Genomic DNA, 21,430 nt, shown 5'->3' on the forward strand with positions numbered 1-21,430 from the left:
CGGCGGCCCGGCGGCGCCGAGCGCCGGCGGGCCCGGCGAGCTGAGCGAGTCCGCCAACGGCGTCAGCGTGCAGATCACCGACGCCCGGGTCCACCCGGCGGCCGCGGGCGGCGGCGAGCTGACCATGACGGTGCACAACAGCGGCAGCGTCCCCGAGCACCTGGCCCTGGTGCTCCCGGCCGGCGGCGGCCAGGCCACCGTCCAGGACCCGACCGCCCCGGGCGCCGGGGTCACCCAGGCCGGCGTGCTGCTCAAGCCCGGCAGCACCACCACCTTCGGCGCCCAGGGCCCGCGCGTCCTGCTCCAGGGCGCCCCGCTGCCCCCGGCCGGTCAGTCGCTCACCGTGAAGCTCGAGTTCGGCGTCCTCGGCATGGTCACCCTCCAGGCCCCGGTCACCCCGTGAGTCCGGCGGCCCGCTGAATCGGGCGGGACGGCGCACGTCGAGCGGCCGGCCCGAGGCATTTCCGGATCCGCGCCGCCGCGGGCCGGACCACGATTCCGGGGCGCCACCCGCAGGGCCAAGGACGCATACGAACGCCCGGCCCCGGAGGCACACAATCGTCCGTCCCCGGACGCACACAAAGCACCGTTGTCACCTACGGTGCCCATCGCTGTGCAGAAAGGCACCACGGCGGAAAACGGCGGCAATCCGCGGCGTGCGGAAATAAGCGCGCCACCCCTACCGTCCGGTTTAAGCGGCGGTTGTAGAGTCTGCAGGCGAAGCCGATGGACGTCGCACACACGACGTCCATCGAGCACGGAGCGCCTTTGCTTCACGGGGGAGGATGCATGCTGCTGAGGCTGCTGGGGCCGGTCGACCTGGTTCACGAGGAGCACCCGCTGGACCTCGGTGGACCACGACAGCGCGTGGTCCTGGCGATGCTCGGGCTCAACGTCAACCAGACCACCTCCACCGAGCAACTGATCGACGCCGTGTGGGGGGATGCGCCGCCCACGACGGCGCGCGGACAGATCCAGGTGGCGATCTCGATCCTGCGCAAGCGGTTAGCGCAGGCCGGGCACCCGGAGGCGATCACCACCCGCTACCCGGGCTACGCGCTGGAGCTGGAGCCGGGCAGCGTGGACAGCCTGGAGTTCGAGCGGCTGGTGGTGGCGGCCCGGGAGCAGGGCGCCGCGGGACGGACCGAACTGGCGGCGGCGACCCTGCGCAGCGCGCTGTCGCTGTGGCGCGGCCCGGCACTGGACGGGGTGCCCAGCGACCTGGCGCAGCGGGCGGCGATCCACCTCAACGACCGGCGGCTGACCGTGCTGGAGGAGCGGGTCCGGCTCGATCTGCTGCTCGGCCGGCACGGCGAACTCGGTGCCGAACTGACCGCGTTGACCGACCAGTACCCGCTCCGGGAGCGGCTGTACGGGCAGCTGATGCTGGCCCTGTACCGCTCGGGCCGGCAGGCCGACTCGCTGGAGGCCTTCCAGCGGGCGCGCCGGGCCCTGGTCGAGGAGATCGGCATCGAGCCCGGCCAGGAGCTGCGGGAGCTGGAGCAGGCGATCCTGAACCAGTCCCCCACCCTCGACCTCCCCGCCGGCCCCGGCGGCCCCGGCAGCCCCGACGGACACCGCGGGCGCGCCACCAGCACCGCCGCACACCCGGCCCCCGGTCCCGCCGAGCCGGCCGCACCACTGCCCGCAGCCGCCCCCGCGGACTCCGACTTCCTCCTGACTCCACGTCAACTACCGGCGAGCATCAGTGACTTCATCGGTCGGCGGAGCCAGCTCGACCAGATCAAGCAGCTGATCGTGCCGGCCGCCGACGCGCAGGCCCCGGGCTACGCGGTGCCGATCGTCAACATCTGCGGGCCGGGCGGGGTCGGCAAGTCGGCGCTGGCCGTCCGGGCCGCCCACGAGGCGGGCGCGCACTTCCCCGACGGCCACCTCTACGCCGACCTGCACACCCTGGCCGCCGAGGGCACCGGCGACGCCGACAGCCGCACCGGGACGCTGCTCGCCCGGTTCCTGCGGGCGGTCGGCGTGCCGGCGAAGGCGATCCCGGACGACCCGCAGGAGCGGGCCGAGATGTACCGCAGCCGGCTGGCCGACCGCCGCGTCCTGGTCGTCCTCGACGGCGTGACCGGCGCGGACCAGGTGACGCCGCTGCTGCCGGGCTCGGCGACCTGCGCGGTGATCGCGACCAGCCGGGTCCGACTGGCCCACGTGCCGGGCATCCACCGGGTCGACGTCGACGTCTTCGACATGTCCAACTCGCTCGACCTGCTCTCCGGCATCATCGGCCGGCAGCGGGTCCAGGCGGAGCTGGACACCGCCGTCGAGCTGGTGAACCTGTGCGACGGGCTGCCGCTGGCCCTGCGGATCGCCGGCGCCCGGCTGGCCTCGCACACCCACTGGCCGATCGAACGCCTGGTGCGGCGGCTGCGCGACGAGCGCCAGCGCCTGGACGAGCTCAGCCACCACGGTCTCGAGCTGCGTTCCACGATCAGCCTCACCTACCGCGCGCTGCCCGCCTCGGCGCAGCGGCTGTTCCGGCTGTTCTCCCTGGTCCAGCTGCCCGACTCGCCGGCCTGGATCGCCGCCGCGCTGCTCGACACCGACCCGTGCACCGCCGAGGACATCCTCGACGTGCTGGTCGAGGCCCAGGTGATGGACATCGTCCAGTACCCGAACTCACCGGGGCCGCGGTACCGGTTCCACGACCTGGTCCGCGCCTACGCGCACGAGGAACTGCTGGTGACCGAGACGGCGGCGGAGCGCGACGCCGCGCTGGCCCGGATGCTGGGCGGCTGGCTGGCGCTGGCGGAGGACGCCCACCGGCGGGAGTACGGCGGCGACTACACCATCATCCACGGCACCGCCGAACGCTGGCGGCCGCCGCGGTCCGCGGGCCCGGAGGCGGCCGGTGACGGCGTGGACTGGTGGAGCTCCGAGCGGCTGGCCCTGGTGACGGCCGTCCGGCAGGCCGCCGCGGCCGGGCTGGACGAGCTGTGCTGGGACCTGGCCCTCACCTCGGTCACGCTCTTCGAGTCCAAGGGGCACTTCGACGACTGGGAGGTGACCTCCCGGCTGGCGCACGAGGCGGCGGTGCGGGCCGGCAACCCGGTCGGCCAGGCCGCGATGCTCTACTCGCTGGGCACCCTGCACATGTTCCAGACCCGGTCGGAGCAGGCCCAGGAGCACTTCGCCCGCGCCCGGGAGCTCTTCGAGTCGACCGGGCACGACCACGGGCGGGCGCTGGTGCTGCGCAACGACGCCTTCCTGGACGGCGTGCGCGGTGACGACCGGGCGATGCGGGAGAAGTACGACGAGGCACTGGCCGTGATGCGGCTGGTCGGCGACCGGATCGGCGAGGCCCACATCCTGCGCAGCCTGGCCGGCTGGTGGATGACGGCGGGCAGCACCGAGCGGGCCCGCACCATGTTGGAGCAGGCGCTGGTGATCTCCCGGGAGGAGAACTGCGTGCGGGTGGAGGCCCAGGTGCTCCAGCGTTTCGCCGAGTTGCACCTCTCCACCGACCAGACCGACCTGGCCAAGGAGGCGCTGCAGGAGGTGCTGCGGATCGTGCGGGCCGGCGGCGACCGGATCGGCGAGGCGTACGCGCTCTACGGGTTGGGCACGGTGCGGCAGCGGGAGGGGCGGCTGGACAGCGCGGTGGACACGCTGACCCGCACGCTGAACCTGTCGCGGCAGGTCGGCGAGCGGGCCGTCGAGGCCCGGTCGCGTTACGCGCTGGCCGAGATCGCGCTGCAGCGGGCCGACTACGCGCTGACCGCCGGGCACCTGGAGGCCTCCCGCGCGCTCTTCGCCGAGCTCGGCTCGAAGACCTGGTTGGAGCGGGCCGAGGAGCTGCTGGCCGAGGTCGATCCCGGGGCGGCGCTGCGGTCCGGGGCCGGTCGGACCGCCGTCGAGCAGCCGGAGCCCTGCTGACGGCGGCCCGGTGCGCCGGGCGGCGCTGCTGAGGACGGCCCCGCCGGGCGCGGCGTTACCGCGCACCGACCTGCTCGGCGGGCGCCGCCGCGGAGCCGGTCTGCTCGGTTCCCGCCGGCTCGGACCGGATCGCCTCGGACCCGAGCAGCTCGGACCCGATCAGCTCGGACCCGATCAGCTCGGACCCGATCAGCTCGGGCTCGATCAGCTCGGGCTCGATCAGCTCGGACTCGATCAGCCGGGCGAGCTCCGCCGGGGCCAGGCTGCCGGGCTCGCGGCGCTCCCGCGCCCACCGGTTCACCAGCGCCTGGAGCGCCTCGTTCACCGGCGTGGGCACGCCGCAGGCCCGCCCGAGCAGGACGATCTCCCCGTTCAGGTAGTCCACCTCGGCGGAGCCGCCGCGCTTGAGGCTCTGCCAGGTCGAGCCGGGCCCGGCGGCGGCCGGCGGCTCCTCGACCACGCCGCGGCGCAGCTCGGCCAGCTCGGCGGCCGCGGCGTACCCGATGCCCGAGCGGTCCAGCACCGCGACGGCCTCGGCCTTGGCCCGGGCGGCCAGGTCGGCGGCCTCGGCCCCGGGCCGGCGACCGCAGAGCGCGTCGACGGCGTTGGCCAGGTTGCCGACCAGCTTGCCGTACTTCCAGCGCAGCACGTCCTCGTCGACCAGGACGCGGAAGTCGGACCCGTTCAGGTCCGCGGCGATGTCGCGGGCGGTCCGGTCGGCGCCGCCCGGGTAGCGGCCCAGCACCAGTGCTCCGGTCCGCGGTCCGCACCAGGTGCGGACCTGGCCCGGGGTGAGGAACTCGGCCGGCAGCACGACCATGGCGCCGTACACCTGCCGGAAGTGCCGCAGGGCCAGCCGCTCGTTCTCCACGCCGTTCTGCAGGCAGACCAGCGGCAGCCGGTCGGCGGCCCGGCCGCCCGCGGCGACCGGGCGGCCGGCCCAAGCGGCCAGCGCGGCCGCGCTGTCCTGGGTCTTGACGGCCAGCAGCAGCACGTCGCCGTCGCGCAGCTCGAGCTCCTCCGGGCCGGCCACCACCGGGATCCGCACCGTCTCGCTCGCGGCCGGGCCGTGCACGGTCAGCCCGTGCTGCCGCAGCGCGGCGCGCTGGTCGCCGCGCGCCACCAGGACCACCCGGTGCCCGGCCCGGTGCAGCCGCGCGCCGACCACCCCGCCGATCGCGCCGGCGCCGATCACCACGTACCGCCTGTCCATCACTTCTCCCAACGGATCCGGTCCGCGTACCACGCGGCCAACTCTTCGGTGTGCTTGGCGACTTCGTCGGTGTCCCGCCCGGTGACCACATAGCCGCACAGGTACTTCCCGGACTTCTCGCCGCCCTGGTAGGACCGGCCGACCGTGCCGTGCACCCGCTGCTCGGCCACGAAGGCCGGCGGCTCCCCGGGCAGGGCGGCGAGCCGGCCCTTCTCGGGGTAGAAGACGACCCAGCCGAAGGCATGTCCCGGCTCCACGCCCTGCAGCACCTCCGCGGGGGCGACCCGCTCGCCCAGTTGGCCGGCGAACCACCGCTCGTCCAGGTCGAAGCCGGCGCAGGCGCGGATCGCCGCCTGGGTGAGGCCGCCCCCGGTCCGGCTGCCCACCTCGCAGATCACCAGGCGGTCGTCGGGCGTGTGGAAGACCTCCAGGTGGAAGGTGGTGCACTCGGGGGTCGGCAGCGCCGCCAGCACCTGGGCCGCGTACGCGGTCAGCCGCGGCACCAGCGGGTCGTCCCGGGTGAGCTGGGCGACTCCCATGTGGTCGCCGCCGCGGAAGGCGAGGCAGCCGCCGTTGAGGTAGACCGAGGAGAACGCGGCGACCGGCCGGCCCTGCACGGCCAGTCCGTCGACGACGTACATCTGCCCCTCGACGAAGCGCTCCACCTCGGCGTCCTCCGGCAGGCCCTCGGCCAGCAGCGCGTCGAGGTCGGCTTGGCCGCGCAGGATGTGCGTCCCGCTGGAGCCGGCGCCGTAGGCCGGCTTCACCACCACCGGGTAGCCGTGCTCCGCGACGAAGCCGAACAGGTCGAAGGCGACCCGCACGGGCGCGAACGCCGGTACCGGCACGCCGTGTTCGCGCAGGATGGTCTTCATCAGCACCTTGTCGCGGAACGCCCGGGCGCTCTCCCAGCGCTGGCCGGACAGGCCGAGCAGTTCGCGCAGCCGGGCGGCCCGCAGCACGTCCCCCTCGGCCCGGGCGACGACCGCGGACGGGCGTCCGCCGCCCACCGACTCCAGCGCCGCGCGCTCGAGTTCGCCGCCCTCGTGGTAGCCGTCGATCGGCCGGGCCTCGGGCAGGTGCGCGTACTGCGGGTACTTCTCGGCGGAGACCAGCAGGGTCAGCCGGGTGCCGGTGGCGGCCGCCCAGGTGTCGTAGGGGGTGTCGGCGTAGTCGCTGTCGACCAGCGCGAGGGCGTGCCGGGTGGTCGCGGGCGCCGGGGCTGTCGGGGGCGTCAGGGATGTCGGGGGCATCAGGGGCGTCAGGGATGTCGGGGGTGTCATCGCTGCACCTCCGCCGGGCCGGCGCCGGACCGGACCGGCTCCTCGCGCGGGGGCCGGGCCGGCAGGCCGTCGATGCTGCGGCTGTTCTTCGTCACCATGTACTCCTCCAGCTGGTGCTGCGTCTTGTTCTCGCCCCACTTGTCCTGCAGGTCGCGCTCCCTGATCAGGCTCATCTCCGGCACGGTGAAGCCGCACGAGTCGGCGATCCGGCGGACGTCCACCACGATCACGGACCGCGGGATCGGATGGCTGCCGAACCGTCCGATCAGCCCGTCCCAGCGCGGGTCGTCGGGGAAGACGCACTCCCCCTCGCCGTACAGCCGCAGGATCTTCGGCTGCCGGGTGAACGAGCAGAACATCAGCGTGATCCGGCGGTTCTCCCGCAGGTGGGCGATGGTCTCGGCGCCGGAGCCGATCAGGTCGAGGTAGGCCACCGTGGTGCCGTCCAGCACGGTGAAGGTGTCCATGCCGCCCTTGGGCGAGAGGTTGACCCGGCCGCTCGCCGCCAGGGGTGCGGTGGCCACGAAGTACATCGGGGACCGGGCGATGAACTCCCTCAGCCGGGGCGTCAGTTCCTCGTAGAGCTGTCCCATCGACTCAACCCTCCTCCGGTCAGCTCCAGCTCGCGTTCCGCTGCCACCACGCCACCACCTCGTCGATGCGCCGGCGCACCTCGTCGGCGGTGGCCCCGCTGACCAGCGCCCGGGCCGCGGTGTTGGACGCCTTGCCCACGCCGTGGCCGACCGCACCGGCCGCCAGCTGCACCGTGAGGTCGACTCCGGGGACCGGGCACCGCTCGGCGGGCGGGGTGAAGCGGCCGAACCCCGGCGGGATCATCAGCCAGCCGTTCGGCCGTTCGAGCTCGGCCGGCTGCCCGCCGATCGTCGGCTCGCTGCCGCACTGCAGTCGCAGGCCCTCGCGGGCGAGGTGGACACCGAAGGCCCGCTCGTAGGTCTCGGCGATCAGGGCACCGCCGGCCCGGCTGGCGATCTCGCAGAGCACCACGCGGCCGTCGGGGCAGATCCACGCCTCCAGGTGGAAGGCGATCGGATCGGGCGCGGCGGGCAGCGCGGCGATCAGCTCGGCCGCGAACGCCATCAGCACGGCCCGGCGCGGGTCCTCCGCCGCGAGCAGCACGCTGGAGATGAAGGTGTCCGCGGCCAGGTACTCGGCGACCCCGCTGCTGTACTGCCCGGGCCAGGCGTGCACGATCCGCCCGTCCGCCATCACGCCGTCCACGTGGCAGAGCTCGCCCGTCACGAAGGACTCGGCCATCCACAGTCCGGGCAGGAACGGCAGCGCCGACTCCGGCTCCCCGGCCAGGAAGTGCTCCAGGCCCTCGCGGTCGCGCAGCACGTGCACGCCCACCGAGCCGCAGCCGGAGCGCGGCTTGACCACCACCGGGAAGCCGACCGCGTCCACGAAGTCCAGCAGGTCCAGCGGGTCGTCGACGGCGGCGAAGGCCGGGACCGCCAGACCGGCCTGCTCGGCCAGCTGCTTCATCAGCACCTTGTCGCGGTAGGCGGCCGCGGAGGCCGGCTGCTGGCCGGGCAGGCCGAGCCGGGCGCGCAGCCGGGCCGCGCGCAGCACGTCGTGCTCGCTGGTGCAGGCGATCCGGTCCACCCCGAACGCCCGGGCGGCCTGCTCGGCGGCGGCCTCGGCGGTCCAGGAGTGGTAGTCGGCCACCAGGTGGTGGCGCGGGAAGTACTTGGCGAGCTCGTCCTCGGCGCCGGCCACCGCCTGCTCGGTGGTGAACAGCACGACGCTGTCGGCCGGGTCGTCCACCCACTCCTGGAGCGGGCGGGAGGCGAGCGGCTGGCGGGAGAGCACCAGGGTGGTGGGCATGGTCAGCTCCTGACGAGAAGGGGGTGGGGCACCGGCTGCATGGCGCCGTGCAGGTGGACCAGGCTGTCGCCGGGCGCGCCCGTGCGGGCCTGCTCCACGGCGGCGACGACGACGTGGTGGTCGCCCAGGGTGAGGGTGTCCTGCCTGGCGCAGACCAGCCAGCTCAGGCAGTCGTCCAGCAGCGGCACGCCGTGCGGCCCGAGGTGCCAGCGGGTGGCCGGGCCGAACCGGTCGGCGCCGGAGGTGGCGAACAGCCGGGCCAGGTCCTGCTGCTCCGCGCTGAGGACCTGGATGCCGAACCAGTCGCTCTGCCGGACCTGCTGCCAGGTGCTGGAGGTGTCGGCCAGCGCGAAGGAGACCAGGGCGGGAGCGGCGCTGACCGAGGTGAAGGAGGTGATCGTCACGCCGACCGGTCCGGGCGCGGTGAGCACCACGATCCCGGCCGCGTGCGAGCGCAGGGCGGAGCGCAGGTCCAGGGCGTCGACGCTCACCGGGCCACCACCGTCGCGCGGTGGGCCGGGCGGGCCAGGCCGAGGTTCTCGCGCAGCGTGCTGCCCTGGTACGCGGTGCGCATCAGGCCGCGCCGCTGCAGCTCGGGCACCAGCAGGGTGACGATCTGGTCCAGGCCGTCGGGCAGGCAGTCGGGCATGATGTTGAAGCCGTCGGCGCCCTCGTTGACGAACCAGTCCTCCAGCTGGTCGGCGATCGACTCGGCGGTGCCCACCAGCCGGTGGTGGCCGCGGCCGGCCGAGACCGACTGGTAGACCTGGCGGATCGTCAGCCCCTGGCTCCTGGCCTGCTGGTAGATCACCTGCTGCTTGCCGATGCTGCCGCCGGTCTCCGGCAGCTCGGGCAGCGGGCCGTCCAGGTCGTGGCCGGACAGGTCGACGTCGCCGAGCTGCGCGGTGAGCAGGCTCATCCCGAGCACCGGGTCGACCAGGTCCTGGAGTTCGGCGAACCGGTCCTCCGCCTCGGCCTGGGTGCGGCCGAGCACCAGGAAGGCGCCGGGCATCACCTTGAGGCCGTCGGGGTCGCGCCCGTGGTCCTCGACCTGCTTGCGCAGCCCGCGGCGGTAGGTCTGCGCCTGGTCCAGGGTCTGCTGCACGGTGAAGACCACCTCCGCCCACTGCGCGGCGAAGTCCTGCCCGTCGGCCGAGGAGCCGGCCTGGACGATGACCGGGTGGCCCTGCGGCGGCCGGGCCACGTTGAGCGGGCCGCGGACCGCGAAGTGCTCGCCCCGGTGGCCGAGGACGTGCAGCTTGGCGGGGTCGAAGAAGCGCCCGGACGCCTTGTCGTAGAGGAACGCGTCGTCCTCCCAGCTGTCCCACAGGCCGGTGACCACCTCCATGAACTCGCGGGCCCGGTGGTAGCGGGCGGCGTGGTCGGGCTGCTGCTCCAGGTTGAAGTTGCGGGCCTCCGCGTCGGTGGCCGAGGTGACCACGTTCCAGCCCGCGCGGCCGTGGCTGAGGTGGTCCAGCGAGGCGAACTTGCGGGCGATGTGGAAGGGCTCGTTGTAGGTGGTGGACGCGGTCGCGGTGAGACCGATGTGCTTGGTGTGCACGGCGAGCGCGGAGAGCAGGGTCAGCGGCTCGAAGTGGACCATCCGGCCCTGGCGGCTGAGCTCGTCGGCGTCCTTGTAGTGGGTGCGCACGCCCGCGCCGTCGGACAGGAAGACCATGTCGAACAGGCCGCGTTCGGCGGTCTGCACCAGGGAGCGGTAGTAGTCGAAGTCCAGGCCGCCCTCCGGTCGGGACCGGGGGTGCCGCCAGGCGGCGACGTGGTGGCCGGGGGCGGGCAGGAAGGCACCGAGCTTCATCGTGCGACGGGTGCTGGTCACGGTGGTTCGCTCCGATCGGGTCGGGGTCGAGGGCCGGCGTCGGGGGTCGAGAGCCGCCGTCGGGGGCCGGGTTCGAGGGCCGGGGTCGAGGGCCGGGGGTCAGGACAGCCGGCGGACCGGCGCACCGGCCAGGAAGGCCTGGATGTCCTCGACCGCCTGGCCGTAGTAGGTGCGGTAGTTGTCGTGCGTGACGTAGCCGAGGTGCGGGGTGGCGAGCAGCCGCGGGGCCGAGCGCAGCGGGTGGTCGGCGGGCAGCGGTTCCAGGTCGAAGACGTCGAGGCCGGCGCCCGCGATCGCGCCCTCGTGCAGCGCGGCGAGCAGCGCGTCCTGGTCGACGATGGCCGCCCGGGAGGTGTTGACCAGGTAGGCGGTGGGCTTCAGCAGGGCCAGTTCGGCCGCGCCCAGCAGGCCGCGGCTGCGCTCGCCGAGCTTGAGGTGGATCGACACGAAGTCGGCCGCGGCCAGCAGCTCCTCCTTGGAGCCGGCGAGCTCCACGCCGGCCGCCGCGGCGCGCTCCGCGGTGAGGTTCGGGCTCCAGGCCACCACCCGCATGCCGAAGGCGAGCGCGATCCGGGCCACCCGGGTGCCGATCTGGCCGAGGCCGAGCAGGCCGAGGCAGCGGCCGTGCAGGTCGGTGCCGACGCTGCCCTGCCAGGGGCCGCCCGCCCGCAGCGCCGCGTTCTCCGGGACCAGCTGCCGGGCCAGGCCCAGCAGCAGCGCGAAGGTCAGCTCGACCGGGGGCTGCGAGGAACTCGCCGTGCCGCACACGGTGACGCCGTGCCGCTCGGCGGCGGCGAGGTCGATCACCGAGTTGCGCATGCCCGAGGCGACCAGCAGGCGCAACCTGGGCAGCCGCTCGAAGAGCGAGGCCGGGAAGGCCACCCGCTCGCGCAGGGTGATCACGATGTCGAAGTCCGCCAGTGCGGTGGCGAGTTCCTCCTCGGAGCCGAAGTGATCCCGGAACGGGACGAGTTCCACCTGGTCGGCGATCGGCGACCAGTCGGCGTGGTCGAGGGCGGCGTGCTGGAAGTCGTCCAGGAGGGCGCAGCGCAGAGCCATGGTCAGTTCTTCTCCGTGCGAGTGCTGGTGGGAGTGACGCCGAGGCCGGGGCCCGGTGGCAGGGTGATGCTGCCACGGTCGATCTCGATGCCGCGGAACGGGTCGTCCCGCAGGTGGAGCGGTCCGTCCAGGTCCAGGTGGTCGGCGAGCGGCGCGAGTTGGGCCATGGCGGTGACGCCGAGGGTGCTCTCGTTCTTGCAGCCGAGCATGATCCGCAGGCCGGCGGCGCGGGCCAGCGTGATCATGTCGAGCGCGGGCTGCAGCCCCCCGCACTTGGTGAGCTTGATGTTGATCCCGGTCACCGCGCCGGCCAGCCGCGCCAGGTCGGCCGGCCCGGTGCAGTCCTCGTCGGCGAAGACCGGGACCGGAGAGTGCCGGTGGACCGTGCGCAGCGCCTCGACGTCGCCGGCGGGCACCGGCTGCTCCAGCAGTTCCACGCCGTGCCGGGCCAGCTCCTCGGCGACCTTCAGCGCCTGCCCGGGCTCCCAGGAGCCGTTGCCGTCGACCCAGATCCGGCCCGGGTAGACCCGGCGCAGGAAGCCGACCCGGCGGCCGTCGTCGGCCGCCGTCAGCTTCAGCTTGAGGATCGGCCAGTCCCGGCAGGCGGCGCCGCGCCGGGCCAGTTCCTGGTCCGAGCAGGCGCCCAGCGAGAGCGCGGTGGGCGGCAGCGGAGCGCCGGCCAGGCCGAGCAGTTGGTGCAGCGGACGGTCCGTCGCCTTGCCGAGCAGGTCGTGCAGGGCCAGGTCGACGCCGGCGAGCACCGCCGGGCGCGCCCCCGCGGCGGCCAGCCGGGCCAGCGCGTCCCGCCGGGCGAACGGCGAGGCGTCGGCCAGCAGCGGTGCGCAGGCGTCGAGTTCGCCGGGGTCGACGGCCAGCGCCGCCCCGAGGCCGGTCAGCCCCTGCCAGGAGAGCCGGACCACGCTCTGCCGCACCTCGTTCGCGACGCCGCGGTTGCTGGCGAACGGCTCGGTGAACGGGATGGCGACGGCTTCGTGGGTCATCCTCATCCGCCGCACACCTCCTCGAACGCCGCGACCACGGCACAGGCCTGGGCGAAGGTCAGCTCGCGGAAGCCCTCCGGTTCGACCGGCAGGTCGGCCTCGCGCGCCTCGCCGTCCCGCGGCACGCCCGCCTCGGGCCGGAACCTGGAGCGCAGGTACCCGGAGAACTCCTCGGCGCGGCTCGCCACTTCGTGCAGCGCGACCTCGTGGGCCCGCTGCGGGTCGGCGGCCCGGACCGCCTTGATCACGGCGGCCAGCTGGTCCAGGTCGCCGAAGGAGGAGCCGGGCGGGCAGAGCATGAACACCTGGGCCGGCATCAGCACGAAGCAGATCGGCTTGGCCTCGGGGAAGTTGCGCACCAGCGAGCCCATGATGTCGCGCATCGGGCGCAGCCGGGAGCGGCGCGCGAAGTAGCCGCTGCGGCGCGGCGGGCAGCCGGCCATCGCCCGGGCGCCCCAGTGCAGGTGGGTGATGAACGGGCCCTCGTCGGGGATGCCCCGCTCCTCGGGCCGGTGGTCGCCGAAGACCGCGAAGAGCATGTTGGTCAGCAGCAGCGAGGGCACCGGCAGGACGGTCGGCATGGCGCCGATGTCGGCGAAGAACCGGTCGGGCTCGGTCAGGGCGCGCAGCGAGAGCAGCACGGCCTCGGCCAGCGCCCGCGGCGAGTCGTAGCGGAACCCGTCCAGCAGGTAGCCCGCGCCGTCGCGCACCGGCCCCGACCGGCCGACCCGGCCGTCCAGGTGGGCGGCGTGGCTGATCAGCTCGGACAGCGCCCGCTCGGGGTACTTCCCGGCGGTCGCGTCCTGCAGCAGCACGCAGAGCATGTCGAGCAGCAGCGGCGCGTTGTCCACCAGGGAGTGCGCCCAGTTCCTGAACCGGTAGCCGGGGATCCGCAGCATCCGCTGCCAGTGGACGGTGACCAGCGCGGTCGGCTCCCCGTCCTGCTCGGTCCGCACCAGCGGGCAGAACAGCGGCTGGCTGCGGTCGCGGCGCACGAAGCGCCGCCCGTCCCAGGTGTGCAGCGGCAGTTCCCGGGCCTGGCCCGCCTCGATCAGCGAGCCGGGCCGGTAGACCTCGTCGCCGCCCTCGGTGTCGGCCTCGGTGCGGGTGAAGCCGTAGATCAGCGGGTAGCCGTGGCCGCCGCCGCAGATCGCCGTGTTGAAGTCCATCGCGCCGGCCCGGCCCTGGGCGATGTCCGCCCAGTTGCCGAGGTGGCCGGTGCGCGGCGGCAGCAGGCCCTCGTGGCGCCCGATCACGTCCAGCACCGTGCCGATCGGGACGTCCCGGGTGCCGAGGTGCACCGGGGTGAGGGTGCGGCTGCGGTCCGCGAGTCCGGCGGCCTCGGCCGCCAGGCCGAGTTCGTCGAGGATCAGGGTGCTCACCGCGCCTCCTCCGCCCGCAACCGCTCCAGCAGGTAGGGCAGGGTGCCGCCGGAGCGCAGCACCTGCCACTCGCCGGCCGACCGGACGTCGGCGCGGGCGGTGAAGACGGTCCCGTCGGCGGTGACCCGCACCCGCCCGGTGGCCTCGACCTCGTCCAGGGCCAGCTCGAACTCCTCCAGGCCGGTGAGCCCGAGGTCCGCGCAGGACCGCCCCTCGGGCAGCAGCAGCGGCAGGATCCCCATCGCGCAGAGGTTCGCCCGGTGGATCCGCTCGTAGCTCTCGGCGAGCACCGCCCGCACGCCCAGCAGCCGCGGCCCCTTCGCCGCCCAGTCGCGGGAGGATCCGGTGCCGTAGTTCCGGCCGGCCAGCACCAGCAGCGGGGTGCCGGTCCGTGCGTAACGCTCGGCGGCGTCGAACACCGGCATCCGCTCGCCGCTCGGCAGGTGCCGGGTGGTGCCGCCGCCGGCCCCGCCGACCAGCTGGTTGCGCAGCCGCGGGTTGCTGAAGGTGGCCCGGGCCATCACCTCGTGGTTGCCGCGGCGCGAGCCGTAGGAGTTGAGCTCGGCCGCGCCCCGGGCGCACAGGTGGCGACCGGCCGGGGAGTCCGCGGGGATCGAGCCGACCGGTGAGATGTGGTCGGTGCTGACGTCGTCGCCGAGCAGCACCAGCGCCCGGGCGCCGTGCAGCGCCGCCGGGAGCGGCGCGGCCGGGCCGACGTAGGCCGGCGGCCGGACGTAGGTCGAGGCCTCGTCCCAGGCGAAGACCTCGCCGCCGGGCACCGGGAGGTCGGCCCAGCCCGCGGCCGGACCCGACCCCGGGCCGAAGGCGTCGGCGGTGACGAACTCGCGTTCCAGTTCCAGCAGTTCCTCGGTGCTCGGCCAGAGGTCGGCGAGCCGGACCGGCACGCCGGCCGGGTCGGTGCCGAGCGGCTCGCGGGTCAGGTCGATCCGCACGTGGCCGACCAGCGCGAGCGCCACGACCAGCGCCGGGGAGCCCAGGTAGGCGGCGCGGACCTGGGCGTGCACCCGCGCCTCGAAGTTGCGGTTGCCGCTGAGCACCGCGCAGGCCGTCAGGCCGTCGCGCTCGACGGCCTCGGCGAGCCCGGCGTGCAGCGGGCCGCTGCCGCCGTTGCAGGTCATGCAGCCGTAGCCGGCGACGTGGAAGCCGAGCCGCTCCAGGTCGGCGAGCAGGCCGGACCGCTCCAGGTAGCGGGTGACCGCCTGGGAGCCGGGCGACAGGCTGGTCTTGACGTGCGGCGGCACGGTCAGGCCGCGCGCCACCGCCCGGCGGGCCAGCAGGCCGGCGGCCAGCATGGCCTGCGGGTTGGAGGTGTGGGTGCAGGAGGTGATCGCGGCGATCGCCAGGTCGCCGTCCCGGTACGGGCCGCTGCGCACCGGTGCGCCGGTCGGCACGGCGGCGAACGAGTCGGGCAGCTCGGCCAGCTCGAGGTGCTGGTCGGGCCGGCTCGGGCCGGCCAGGCTGGGGCGGACCGCGGCGAGGTCGAAGTCGATCACCCGGCCGAACCGCGGCTCGCCTCCCTCGCGCAGCAGCCGCTGGCGGTGGCAGTACCCGGCGACCCGGGCCACCTGCTGCTCGGTCCGGCCGGTGCCCCGCAGGTAGTCCAGGGTCTGCCGGTCGACCGGGAAGAACGCGGTCATCGCGCCGTACTCGGGCGCCATGTTGGCGATGGTGCAGCGGTCGGCGACCGAGAGCACCTCGATGCCGGGGCCGGTGAACTCCAGCATGAGGCCGCGCACGTTCCGCTCGCGCAGCAGCCGGGTCAGGGTGAGCGCGATGTCGGCGGTGGTGGTGCCGGCCGGGACGGACCCGGTGAGCCGGACCCCGACCACCTCGGGGATCCGGATCGGGTGGGCCAGCCCGAGCATCAGCGCCTCGGCCTCCAGCCCGCCGACGCCCCAGCCCAGCACGCCCATGCCGTTGACCATGGTGGTGTGGCTGTCGGTGCCGATGACGGTGTCGGGGATCAGCCGCCCGTCCCGGTCCTCGGCCACCACGGTGGCCAGCTGTTCCAGGTTGACCTGGTGGACGATGCCCTGGCCGGGCGGGATCACCCGCAGCCCGTCGAAGGCCTGCTCGGCCCAGCGCAGGAAGGCGTAGCGCTCCCCGTTGCGGCTCAGCTCCCGGGCCTCGTTGCGGGCCCGGGCGTCGGGGCGGCCGGTCCAGTCGGCCTGCACCGAGTGGTCGACCACCACGTCGACCGGCAGTCCGAGGTTCACCCGGCGCGGCTCGCGGACCTGGTCGCGCAGCGCGGCGAGGTCGGTCAACAGCGGGATCCCGGTGTAGTCCTGCACCAGGATCCGGGCCGGCCGGAAGGCCAGCTCCAGGTCCGGGTCGCGGCCCTCGGCCAGCCGCCCGAGCAGCAGGGCGGCCTGCTCGTCGGCGCCGGCCCGCAGCAGCGACTCGGCCAGCACCCGTCCGCTGTACGGGACGGCGTCCAGCGCGATCCCGGCCCGCTCGGCGAAGGCCGGCAGGTCGACCGCGGGTGCGGGCCGGGCCCCGCCCGGTGCCTCGGTGGTCAGCGTGTCGGCGCTCATGCGGCGGCTCCCGGGTACGGGCGCGAGATCGGGCCGGTGTAGTCCAGCAGCGGGCGGATCAGCACGTTGTTCGCCTGCTGCTCCAGCGCCTGGGCCACCCAGCCGGCGGTGCGGCCGATCGCGAACAGCGCGATGGCGAGGTCGTCCGGCAGGCCGAGCAGCCGGTAGGCCAGACCCGCGTAGAGGTCGACGTTGGGCGCCAGGCCGTGCCGCCCGTACGGCCGCATCGCGGCGGCCACCGCGTCGAGGATCGCCAGGCCCCGCGGGTCGCCCCGCTCCTGGCTCAGCTCGACCACCGTCTCCCGCAGGTGGCGCACCCGCGGGTCCTCGGTCCGGTAGACCCGGTGGCCGAAGCCCATCACCGGCTGGTCGCTGCCGAAACGCTCGGCGACGTACCGCTCGGCGTGCTCCGGTGCGCCGACCTCGTCGACGACCTGCACGGCGCGTTCGGCGGCCCCGCCGTGCACCGAGCCGGCGAAGGCGGCCAGCGCCGCGGTGACCGCGGAGTTCATCCCGGCCCGGCAGCCGACCGCGACCCGGGCGGCCACCGTGGAGGCGTTCGAGCTGTGGTCCGCGTGCACGATGAAGCCCTTGTCGACGAACCGCACCGCGGCCGGCGTCGGGGCCTCGCCCAGCAGCGCCGTCAGGAAGGCCTCCGCGTACGGGAGGCCGGCCGGCGGCACGATCGGCTCGCGACCGCTGCGCACCGCGTGGTGGGCCGCCACGATCATCGGGACCTGGGCGATGAGCGAGAGCCCGACCTCGCGGGCCTCCGCCAGGCTCTCGTCCCGGGAGCGGTCGGCCGGCGTCCGGAGCGCCCCGAGCGCGGAGACGCAGGTGCGCAGCGCGTCCATCGGGTGGGCGCCGGCGAGCGAGCGCACCAGGTCCAGCACCGGCCCGGGCAGTTCGCGGCGGGCGGCCAGCTCCTTGCCGAACACCTCCAGGGTGCCCGGGTCCGGCAGTTCGCCCTCGACCAGCAGGTGGGCGACCTCCTCGAAGCTCGCCCGCCGGGCCAGGTCGTGGATGCTGTAGCCGCGGTACTCCAGGACGCCCTCGGCGCCGTCGATCCGGGTGATCGCGGTGTGGTCCAGCACCACGCCGTCCAGCCCGCGGTGGACGGTCAGCGTCGGGACGGCGCCCGGTACCGGCGCCGCGGCGGGTACGCGCTCCGGTACCGGGGCGGGTGCGTCGTCCACCCGGTCCCCGTCGACGAAGGCCCGGATCGCCGCGACCGAACGCAGGGTGAGCATCAGGTCGTCGTCGATGTGCACGCCGTGGGCGTTCTCGAGCGCCACCATCAGCGCGACGTGGCCGAGCGAGTCCCACTCCCGCACGGACTGGTACTCCAGGTCCGCGGTCACGGCCTCGACGTCGATGCCGAGGGTGCGGGCGATGAGCTGGTCAGCGGTGTGCACGGGTGCCTCCGGTGAATCGGGCGGTGTCGAGCCTGTCGTTGTCGAGCCGGTCCGTGTCGAGCTGGTCGGTCACGTTCTTCGCGCGGTCGTCGAGCCAGCCGCGCAGCGCGTTGCGGTCGACCTTGCCGTTGCCGTTCACCGGCATCTCGTCGATGAGGTGCACGGACCGCGGCACCATGTAGGCCGGCAGCTGCTCGGCCGCCCGGTCGGCCGCGGCGGTGGGGTCGTCGGTGCCCGAGACGACGGCCGTGATCGTCCCCGGGTCGGGCCAGGTGAGGCAGACGGCCTCGGCGCAGCCGCTGCGGCGCAGCACCGCCTCGATCTCACCGAGCTCCACCCGGTAGCCGCCCACCTTCACCTGCTGGTCGTTGCGGCCGAGGTAGACCAGCGCGCCGTCCTGACGCCGGACCAGGTCACCGGTCCGGTAGTAGGTCCGGCCGCCGTGCTCGACGTAGCGCTGCGCGGTCAGCTCGGGCGCCTGCCAGTAGCCCGGGGTGGTCTGCGGCCCGGCGACGCACAGCTCTCCGGTGGCGCCCTCGGGCACCGGCACCAGGTCCTCGTCCACCACCAGCGGGTGCAGCCCGGGGAAGAGCTCGCCGATCGGGACGTTGTCGTGGACGCACTGCGACGGGCTGGTCTCCGGGTCCCAGCGGTGCGCCGCGCAGGCGATGGTGAGCTCGGTCGGACCGTAGAGGTTCTCCACCACCGAGTCGGGCGCGGCCGCCTGCCAGGCCTCGGCGAGCTCCCGGGGCAGCGCCTCGCCGCAGAACAGGCTCCAGCGCAGGGTGGGCATCCGGCCGGGCGTCAGCGCGTTCCGCTTGGCCAGCACGGTGCCCACCGACGGCACCGAGAACCAGACAGTGATGCCGTTGCGGGTGAGGTAGGTGAACGGCGCGAGGAGTTCCATGGCGTCCATCGCGCAGACCCGGGCGCCGTGCTCCCAGGCCATGAACAGGTCGAAGACCGACAGGTCGAAGGTCTGGTCGAAGGTCTGGGTCAGCCGGTCCTGCGGGGTCAGCCCGTAGCGCTGCTGGGCGGCGTCCAGGAAGGCGCGGACGTTGCCGTGGGTGACCGGGACCCCCTTGGGCGTGCCGGTGCTGCCGGAGGTGAAGAGCAGGTAGGCCAGGTCCTCGGGGGAGGTCTCGGGCAGTTCGGTGAGCGGCTCGGCGCCGGCCGGGTCGGCCTCGGTCAGGTCGGCCTCGGTCAGGACCACCGGGACCCGCTCCAGGCCGGCCAGCACGTCGGCCAGTTGGGGCAGCGAGCCGGCGTCCACGATGACCGCGTCGAGCTCGGCGCGCGCCAGCATGCCACGGGTGCGGTGCAGCGGGAACTTCCGGTTCAACGGCACGAACGCGGCACCGGCCGCCAGCGCGGCCAGCACGCCCAGGTAGGACGTCTCGCTGCGGTGGGCGAAGACGCCCACCCGGCGCGGGCGGTGACCGACCGCCTGGTGCAGCCGGGCGGCCCAGCCGCGGGCGGTGCGGTCGAGTTCGGCGTAACTGTAGTGGCGCGGACCGATGGTCAGCGCGATGTCGTCGGGGCAGGCCGCGGCGTGCGCGAAGAAGCCGGATCCGAGGCTGCGGGCCAGGGTGCGGGTGGTCATCACGGTCATGGCGGAACTCACCTGTCGTGGTTCGGGGTCGGTGCCGCCCCGACGAGCCGGTCGGGTCGGGCGGCGATGGTGGCGAGGGTGCGGGCCGGCGGCCGGTCGGCGGCGGGCCGGGTGCGGATCGCGATCCGGGCCGCGAGCGCGCTCGCCCGCTCGACCGCGTCCGCGCCGTCCCGGCCGCGGGTCAGCACCAGGCCGCAGCGGTCGTAGGACCAGGCGATGGGCAGCACGGTGTCGCCCGGGCCGACGGTGACGGCGGCGTCGACCACGTCCGGGTCGGCGAGCACCTCGGCCAGGCCGTCGACCGCCTCGACGACGCCCGGTTCGGCGGTCAGGAAGCGGATCGCGGCACCGCAGGTCGGCGCGCCCGGTTCGACCGGCGCGGTGCGCCCGGCGTACCAGAGGAAGGCCAGCGCGTCGGTGTCGATCCCGTAGACCTGGTGGACCAGGTCCACGATCCGGTCGCCGCCGCGCCGGCTGTGCGACTCGACCAGCCGGGGCCCCTGCTCGGTGAGGATCACCTCGGTGTGCGCGGGCCCGTCGGTCAGGCCGACCGCGTCGAGCATCGCGGACACCAGCTCCTCGACCCGGCGGGAGGTGCCCGGGTCCAGCCCGGCGGGCTGGCTGTGTCCGACCTCGACGAAGGAGGCGAGCTTCTCCTTGGCGGTGAAGGCGAGCACCACGTGCCGGCCGGCGAAGCTGAAGGTCTCCACGCTGATCTCGGTGCCCGACAGGTACTGCTCGATCAGGAACGAGTGCAGGCCGAAGCCGGCGGCCCAGGCGCCCGCCTCGTCGGCGGCGGCGAGGTCCGGGACCAGCCGCACCCCGAGGCTGCCGGAGCCGTAGCGCGGCTTGATCACGGCCGGGCCGTGCTCGGCGACGAAGGCGCGGATGTCGGCGGCGGTGTGTCCGAGCCGGGCCGCGACGGCGTCGATGCCGCGCTCGGCGAGCAGGGTGCGGAAGGCCAGCTTGTCCTGGAGCACCCGCACCAGGTCCAGCCCGTTGCCGGGCAGGCCGAGCTCGGTGGTGGCCGCCGCGGCCGACTCCAGGCCGTCCTCGATCATCGAGACCACCCGGACCAGCGGGCGCCGCCGGTGCACGGTGGCGAGCAGCTCGGCGATGGCGGCGGGCTCCCGGTAGTCCGTCAGATGGGCCTCCGCCACGTGCTCGAGGCCGGCGGTGTCGAGCTCCTGCGGCCCGTGCAGCCAGACCACCTCGAAGCCCGCCGCGCACACCTTGCGCAGCGTGGCGGGGGTGCCGCCGATGACGGCGATCCGCGGGGCGCCGCCGCTTCCTTCGCTCCCGGTCATGCCCGCAGCTCCCGTCCCGCCTCGGCCTCCAGCCACCGGACCACCTCGACGTTGTCGGCGCCGTCCGGCAGCTTCGCGTGGGCCTCCTCCCAGATCCCGCGGCAGGCCCGGCTCAGGTCGGCGGGGCCGCCGGCCTCGTCCAGCAGCCGCGCGGCGATCCGCAGGTCCTTGAGCATCAGCCGCAGCGCGAAGCCCGAGTCGAAGGTGCCGGTCAGCACGTGGGCCGGGAGCTTGGTCTCGGCCGCGTGATTGCGGCCGGTCGAGGCGTTGATCACCTCCAGCATCAGTTCCGGCGCCAGCCCGAACGCCCGTCCGGCGAGCAGCACTTCGGCGGTCGCCGCCAGGCTGATCGAGGAGAGCAGGTTGTTCAGCGCCTTCAGCGCGTGGCCGGCGCCGGACGGGCCGACCCGGTACACCCGGCCGAGCGCGGCGAGCACCGGTTCGGCCAGGTCGAGCGCCGCCGCGTCGCCGGCCGCCATCAGGGTCAGCTCACCGGCGCGGGCCGCCGCCGGGCTGCCCGAGACCGGCGCGTCCACCACGTGCACCCCGTACCGCGCGGCCAGTTCGCGCAGCTCGCGGGTGTCGCCGGGGTCGCTGGAGCCGGTGTCGACCAGCACCGCGCCCGGCTCCAGGTGCTCCAGCAGCTGCTCGGCGACCGCCCGCACGGCGGCACCGTCCGGCAGCATGGTGACCACGACCGGCGCGGCCAGCTCCGCGGGCCGGGCGACGGCGGTGACGCCGGCCCCGGCGGCCACCCGCTCGGCGGCCGCGGCGTCCAGGTCGAAGGCCGTCACCTCGAAGCCCGCCTCGGCCAGGCGGCGGCACATCCCGCCGCCCATGGTCCCGAGTCCGGCGAATCCGATTCGCATGGTTGGGGTCCCTCCGTTCACGTTCATCAGGCCGTTCAGGTTCATCAGGTCGTCAGTTCGGTTGCCGGTGCGGGCCGTCGGGCGCCGTCGCCCGCCGGGGTGGGGACCCGGGCGCCGCCGGTCGCCGGGGCGGCCGGTCGGGCGCCGCCGGCCAG

General features: G+C 74.7%; 15 protein-coding genes and 1 pseudogene. 2 read left to right on the forward strand and 14 right to left on the reverse strand.

Annotated elements, in window-relative coordinates:
* Together ACQRUO_RS31520 and ACQRUO_RS31525 are read left to right on the forward strand one after the other, a co-directional pair.
* Positions 1–403: pseudogene (locus ACQRUO_RS31520) on the forward strand (hypothetical protein); the annotation flags it as partial.
* A 386-nt stretch (positions 404–789) separates the two neighbouring features.
* Complete coding sequence (locus ACQRUO_RS31525) at positions 790–3,897, forward strand: AfsR/SARP family transcriptional regulator (RefSeq protein ID WP_428319531.1); 3,108 nt, start codon at positions 790–792, stop codon at positions 3,895–3,897.
* A gap of 55 nt (positions 3,898–3,952) precedes the next feature.
* Here ACQRUO_RS31525 and ACQRUO_RS31530 read toward each other — a convergent pair whose 3' ends face one another.
* The 14 genes from ACQRUO_RS31530 to ACQRUO_RS31595 all read right to left on the reverse strand — a co-directional run bounded on the left by ACQRUO_RS31530 (position 3,953) and on the right by ACQRUO_RS31595 (position 21,275).
* Entirely contained in the window at positions 3,953–5,110 is a 1,158-nt protein-coding gene (locus tag ACQRUO_RS31530) for a ketopantoate reductase family protein (protein WP_428319532.1), read from the reverse strand.
* Positions 5,110–6,363, reverse strand: coding sequence for an ATP-grasp domain-containing protein (locus tag ACQRUO_RS31535; RefSeq protein WP_428319533.1), 1,254 nt, complete (start codon positions 6,361–6,363; stop codon positions 5,110–5,112). Before ACQRUO_RS31535 ends, ACQRUO_RS31530 begins: the two co-directional genes overlap by 1 nt.
* A 26-nt stretch (positions 6,364–6,389) precedes the next feature.
* A complete protein-coding gene (locus ACQRUO_RS31540) occupies positions 6,390–6,986 on the reverse strand; it encodes a pyridoxamine 5'-phosphate oxidase family protein (protein ID WP_428319534.1) in 597 nt (198 codons plus the stop codon).
* A 19-nt stretch (positions 6,987–7,005) separates the two neighbouring features.
* Positions 7,006–8,238, reverse strand: coding sequence for an ATP-grasp domain-containing protein (locus ACQRUO_RS31545; RefSeq protein ID WP_428319535.1), 1,233 nt, complete (start codon positions 8,236–8,238; stop codon positions 7,006–7,008).
* A gap of 2 nt (positions 8,239–8,240) precedes the next feature.
* Positions 8,241–8,729 carry a flavin reductase family protein gene (locus tag ACQRUO_RS31550; RefSeq protein WP_428319536.1) on the reverse strand — a complete coding sequence of 163 codons (489 nt, stop codon included), beginning with the start codon at positions 8,727–8,729 and terminating at the stop codon, positions 8,241–8,243.
* On the reverse strand, positions 8,726–10,075 hold the full coding sequence (locus tag ACQRUO_RS31555; protein ID WP_428319537.1) for an LLM class flavin-dependent oxidoreductase: 1,350 nt from the start codon (positions 10,073–10,075) through the stop codon (positions 8,726–8,728). Before ACQRUO_RS31555 ends, ACQRUO_RS31550 begins: the two co-directional genes overlap by 4 nt.
* Before the next feature lie 99 nt (positions 10,076–10,174).
* Entirely contained in the window at positions 10,175–11,134 is a 960-nt protein-coding gene (locus tag ACQRUO_RS31560; RefSeq protein ID WP_428319538.1) for a D-2-hydroxyacid dehydrogenase family protein, read from the reverse strand.
* A 2-nt stretch (positions 11,135–11,136) separates the two neighbouring features.
* Positions 11,137–12,141 carry a mandelate racemase/muconate lactonizing enzyme family protein gene (locus ACQRUO_RS31565; RefSeq protein WP_428319539.1) on the reverse strand — a complete coding sequence of 335 codons (1,005 nt, stop codon included), beginning with the start codon at positions 12,139–12,141 and terminating at the stop codon, positions 11,137–11,139.
* Positions 12,138–13,517, reverse strand: coding sequence for a DUF6025 family protein (locus ACQRUO_RS31570; RefSeq protein ID WP_428319540.1), 1,380 nt, complete (start codon positions 13,515–13,517; stop codon positions 12,138–12,140). The genes ACQRUO_RS31565 and ACQRUO_RS31570 overlap by 4 nt, the downstream gene beginning before the upstream one ends.
* Positions 13,514–16,072: an aconitate hydratase AcnA gene (gene acnA / locus ACQRUO_RS31575; protein ID WP_428319541.1), complete on the reverse strand. Its 2,559-nt coding sequence runs from the start codon at positions 16,070–16,072 to the stop codon at positions 13,514–13,516. Before acnA ends, ACQRUO_RS31570 begins: the two co-directional genes overlap by 4 nt.
* Complete coding sequence (locus ACQRUO_RS31580; protein ID WP_428319542.1) at positions 16,069–17,487, reverse strand: citrate/2-methylcitrate synthase; 1,419 nt, start codon at positions 17,485–17,487, stop codon at positions 16,069–16,071. The genes acnA and ACQRUO_RS31580 overlap by 4 nt, the downstream gene beginning before the upstream one ends.
* A complete protein-coding gene (locus ACQRUO_RS31585; RefSeq protein ID WP_428319543.1) occupies positions 17,474–19,099 on the reverse strand; it encodes an amino acid adenylation domain-containing protein in 1,626 nt (541 codons plus the stop codon). The genes ACQRUO_RS31580 and ACQRUO_RS31585 overlap by 14 nt, the downstream gene beginning before the upstream one ends.
* A gap of 8 nt (positions 19,100–19,107) precedes the next feature.
* Positions 19,108–20,406: an ATP-grasp domain-containing protein gene (locus ACQRUO_RS31590; protein ID WP_428319544.1), complete on the reverse strand. Its 1,299-nt coding sequence runs from the start codon at positions 20,404–20,406 to the stop codon at positions 19,108–19,110.
* A complete protein-coding gene (locus tag ACQRUO_RS31595) occupies positions 20,403–21,275 on the reverse strand; it encodes an NAD(P)-dependent oxidoreductase (RefSeq protein WP_428319545.1) in 873 nt (290 codons plus the stop codon). The genes ACQRUO_RS31590 and ACQRUO_RS31595 overlap by 4 nt, the downstream gene beginning before the upstream one ends.
* Between the last annotated feature and the right edge of the window lie 155 nt (positions 21,276–21,430).

Source organism: Kitasatospora sp. LaBMicrA B282, assembly GCF_050325825.1.
GTDB lineage: Bacteria > Actinomycetota > Actinomycetes > Streptomycetales > Streptomycetaceae > Kitasatospora.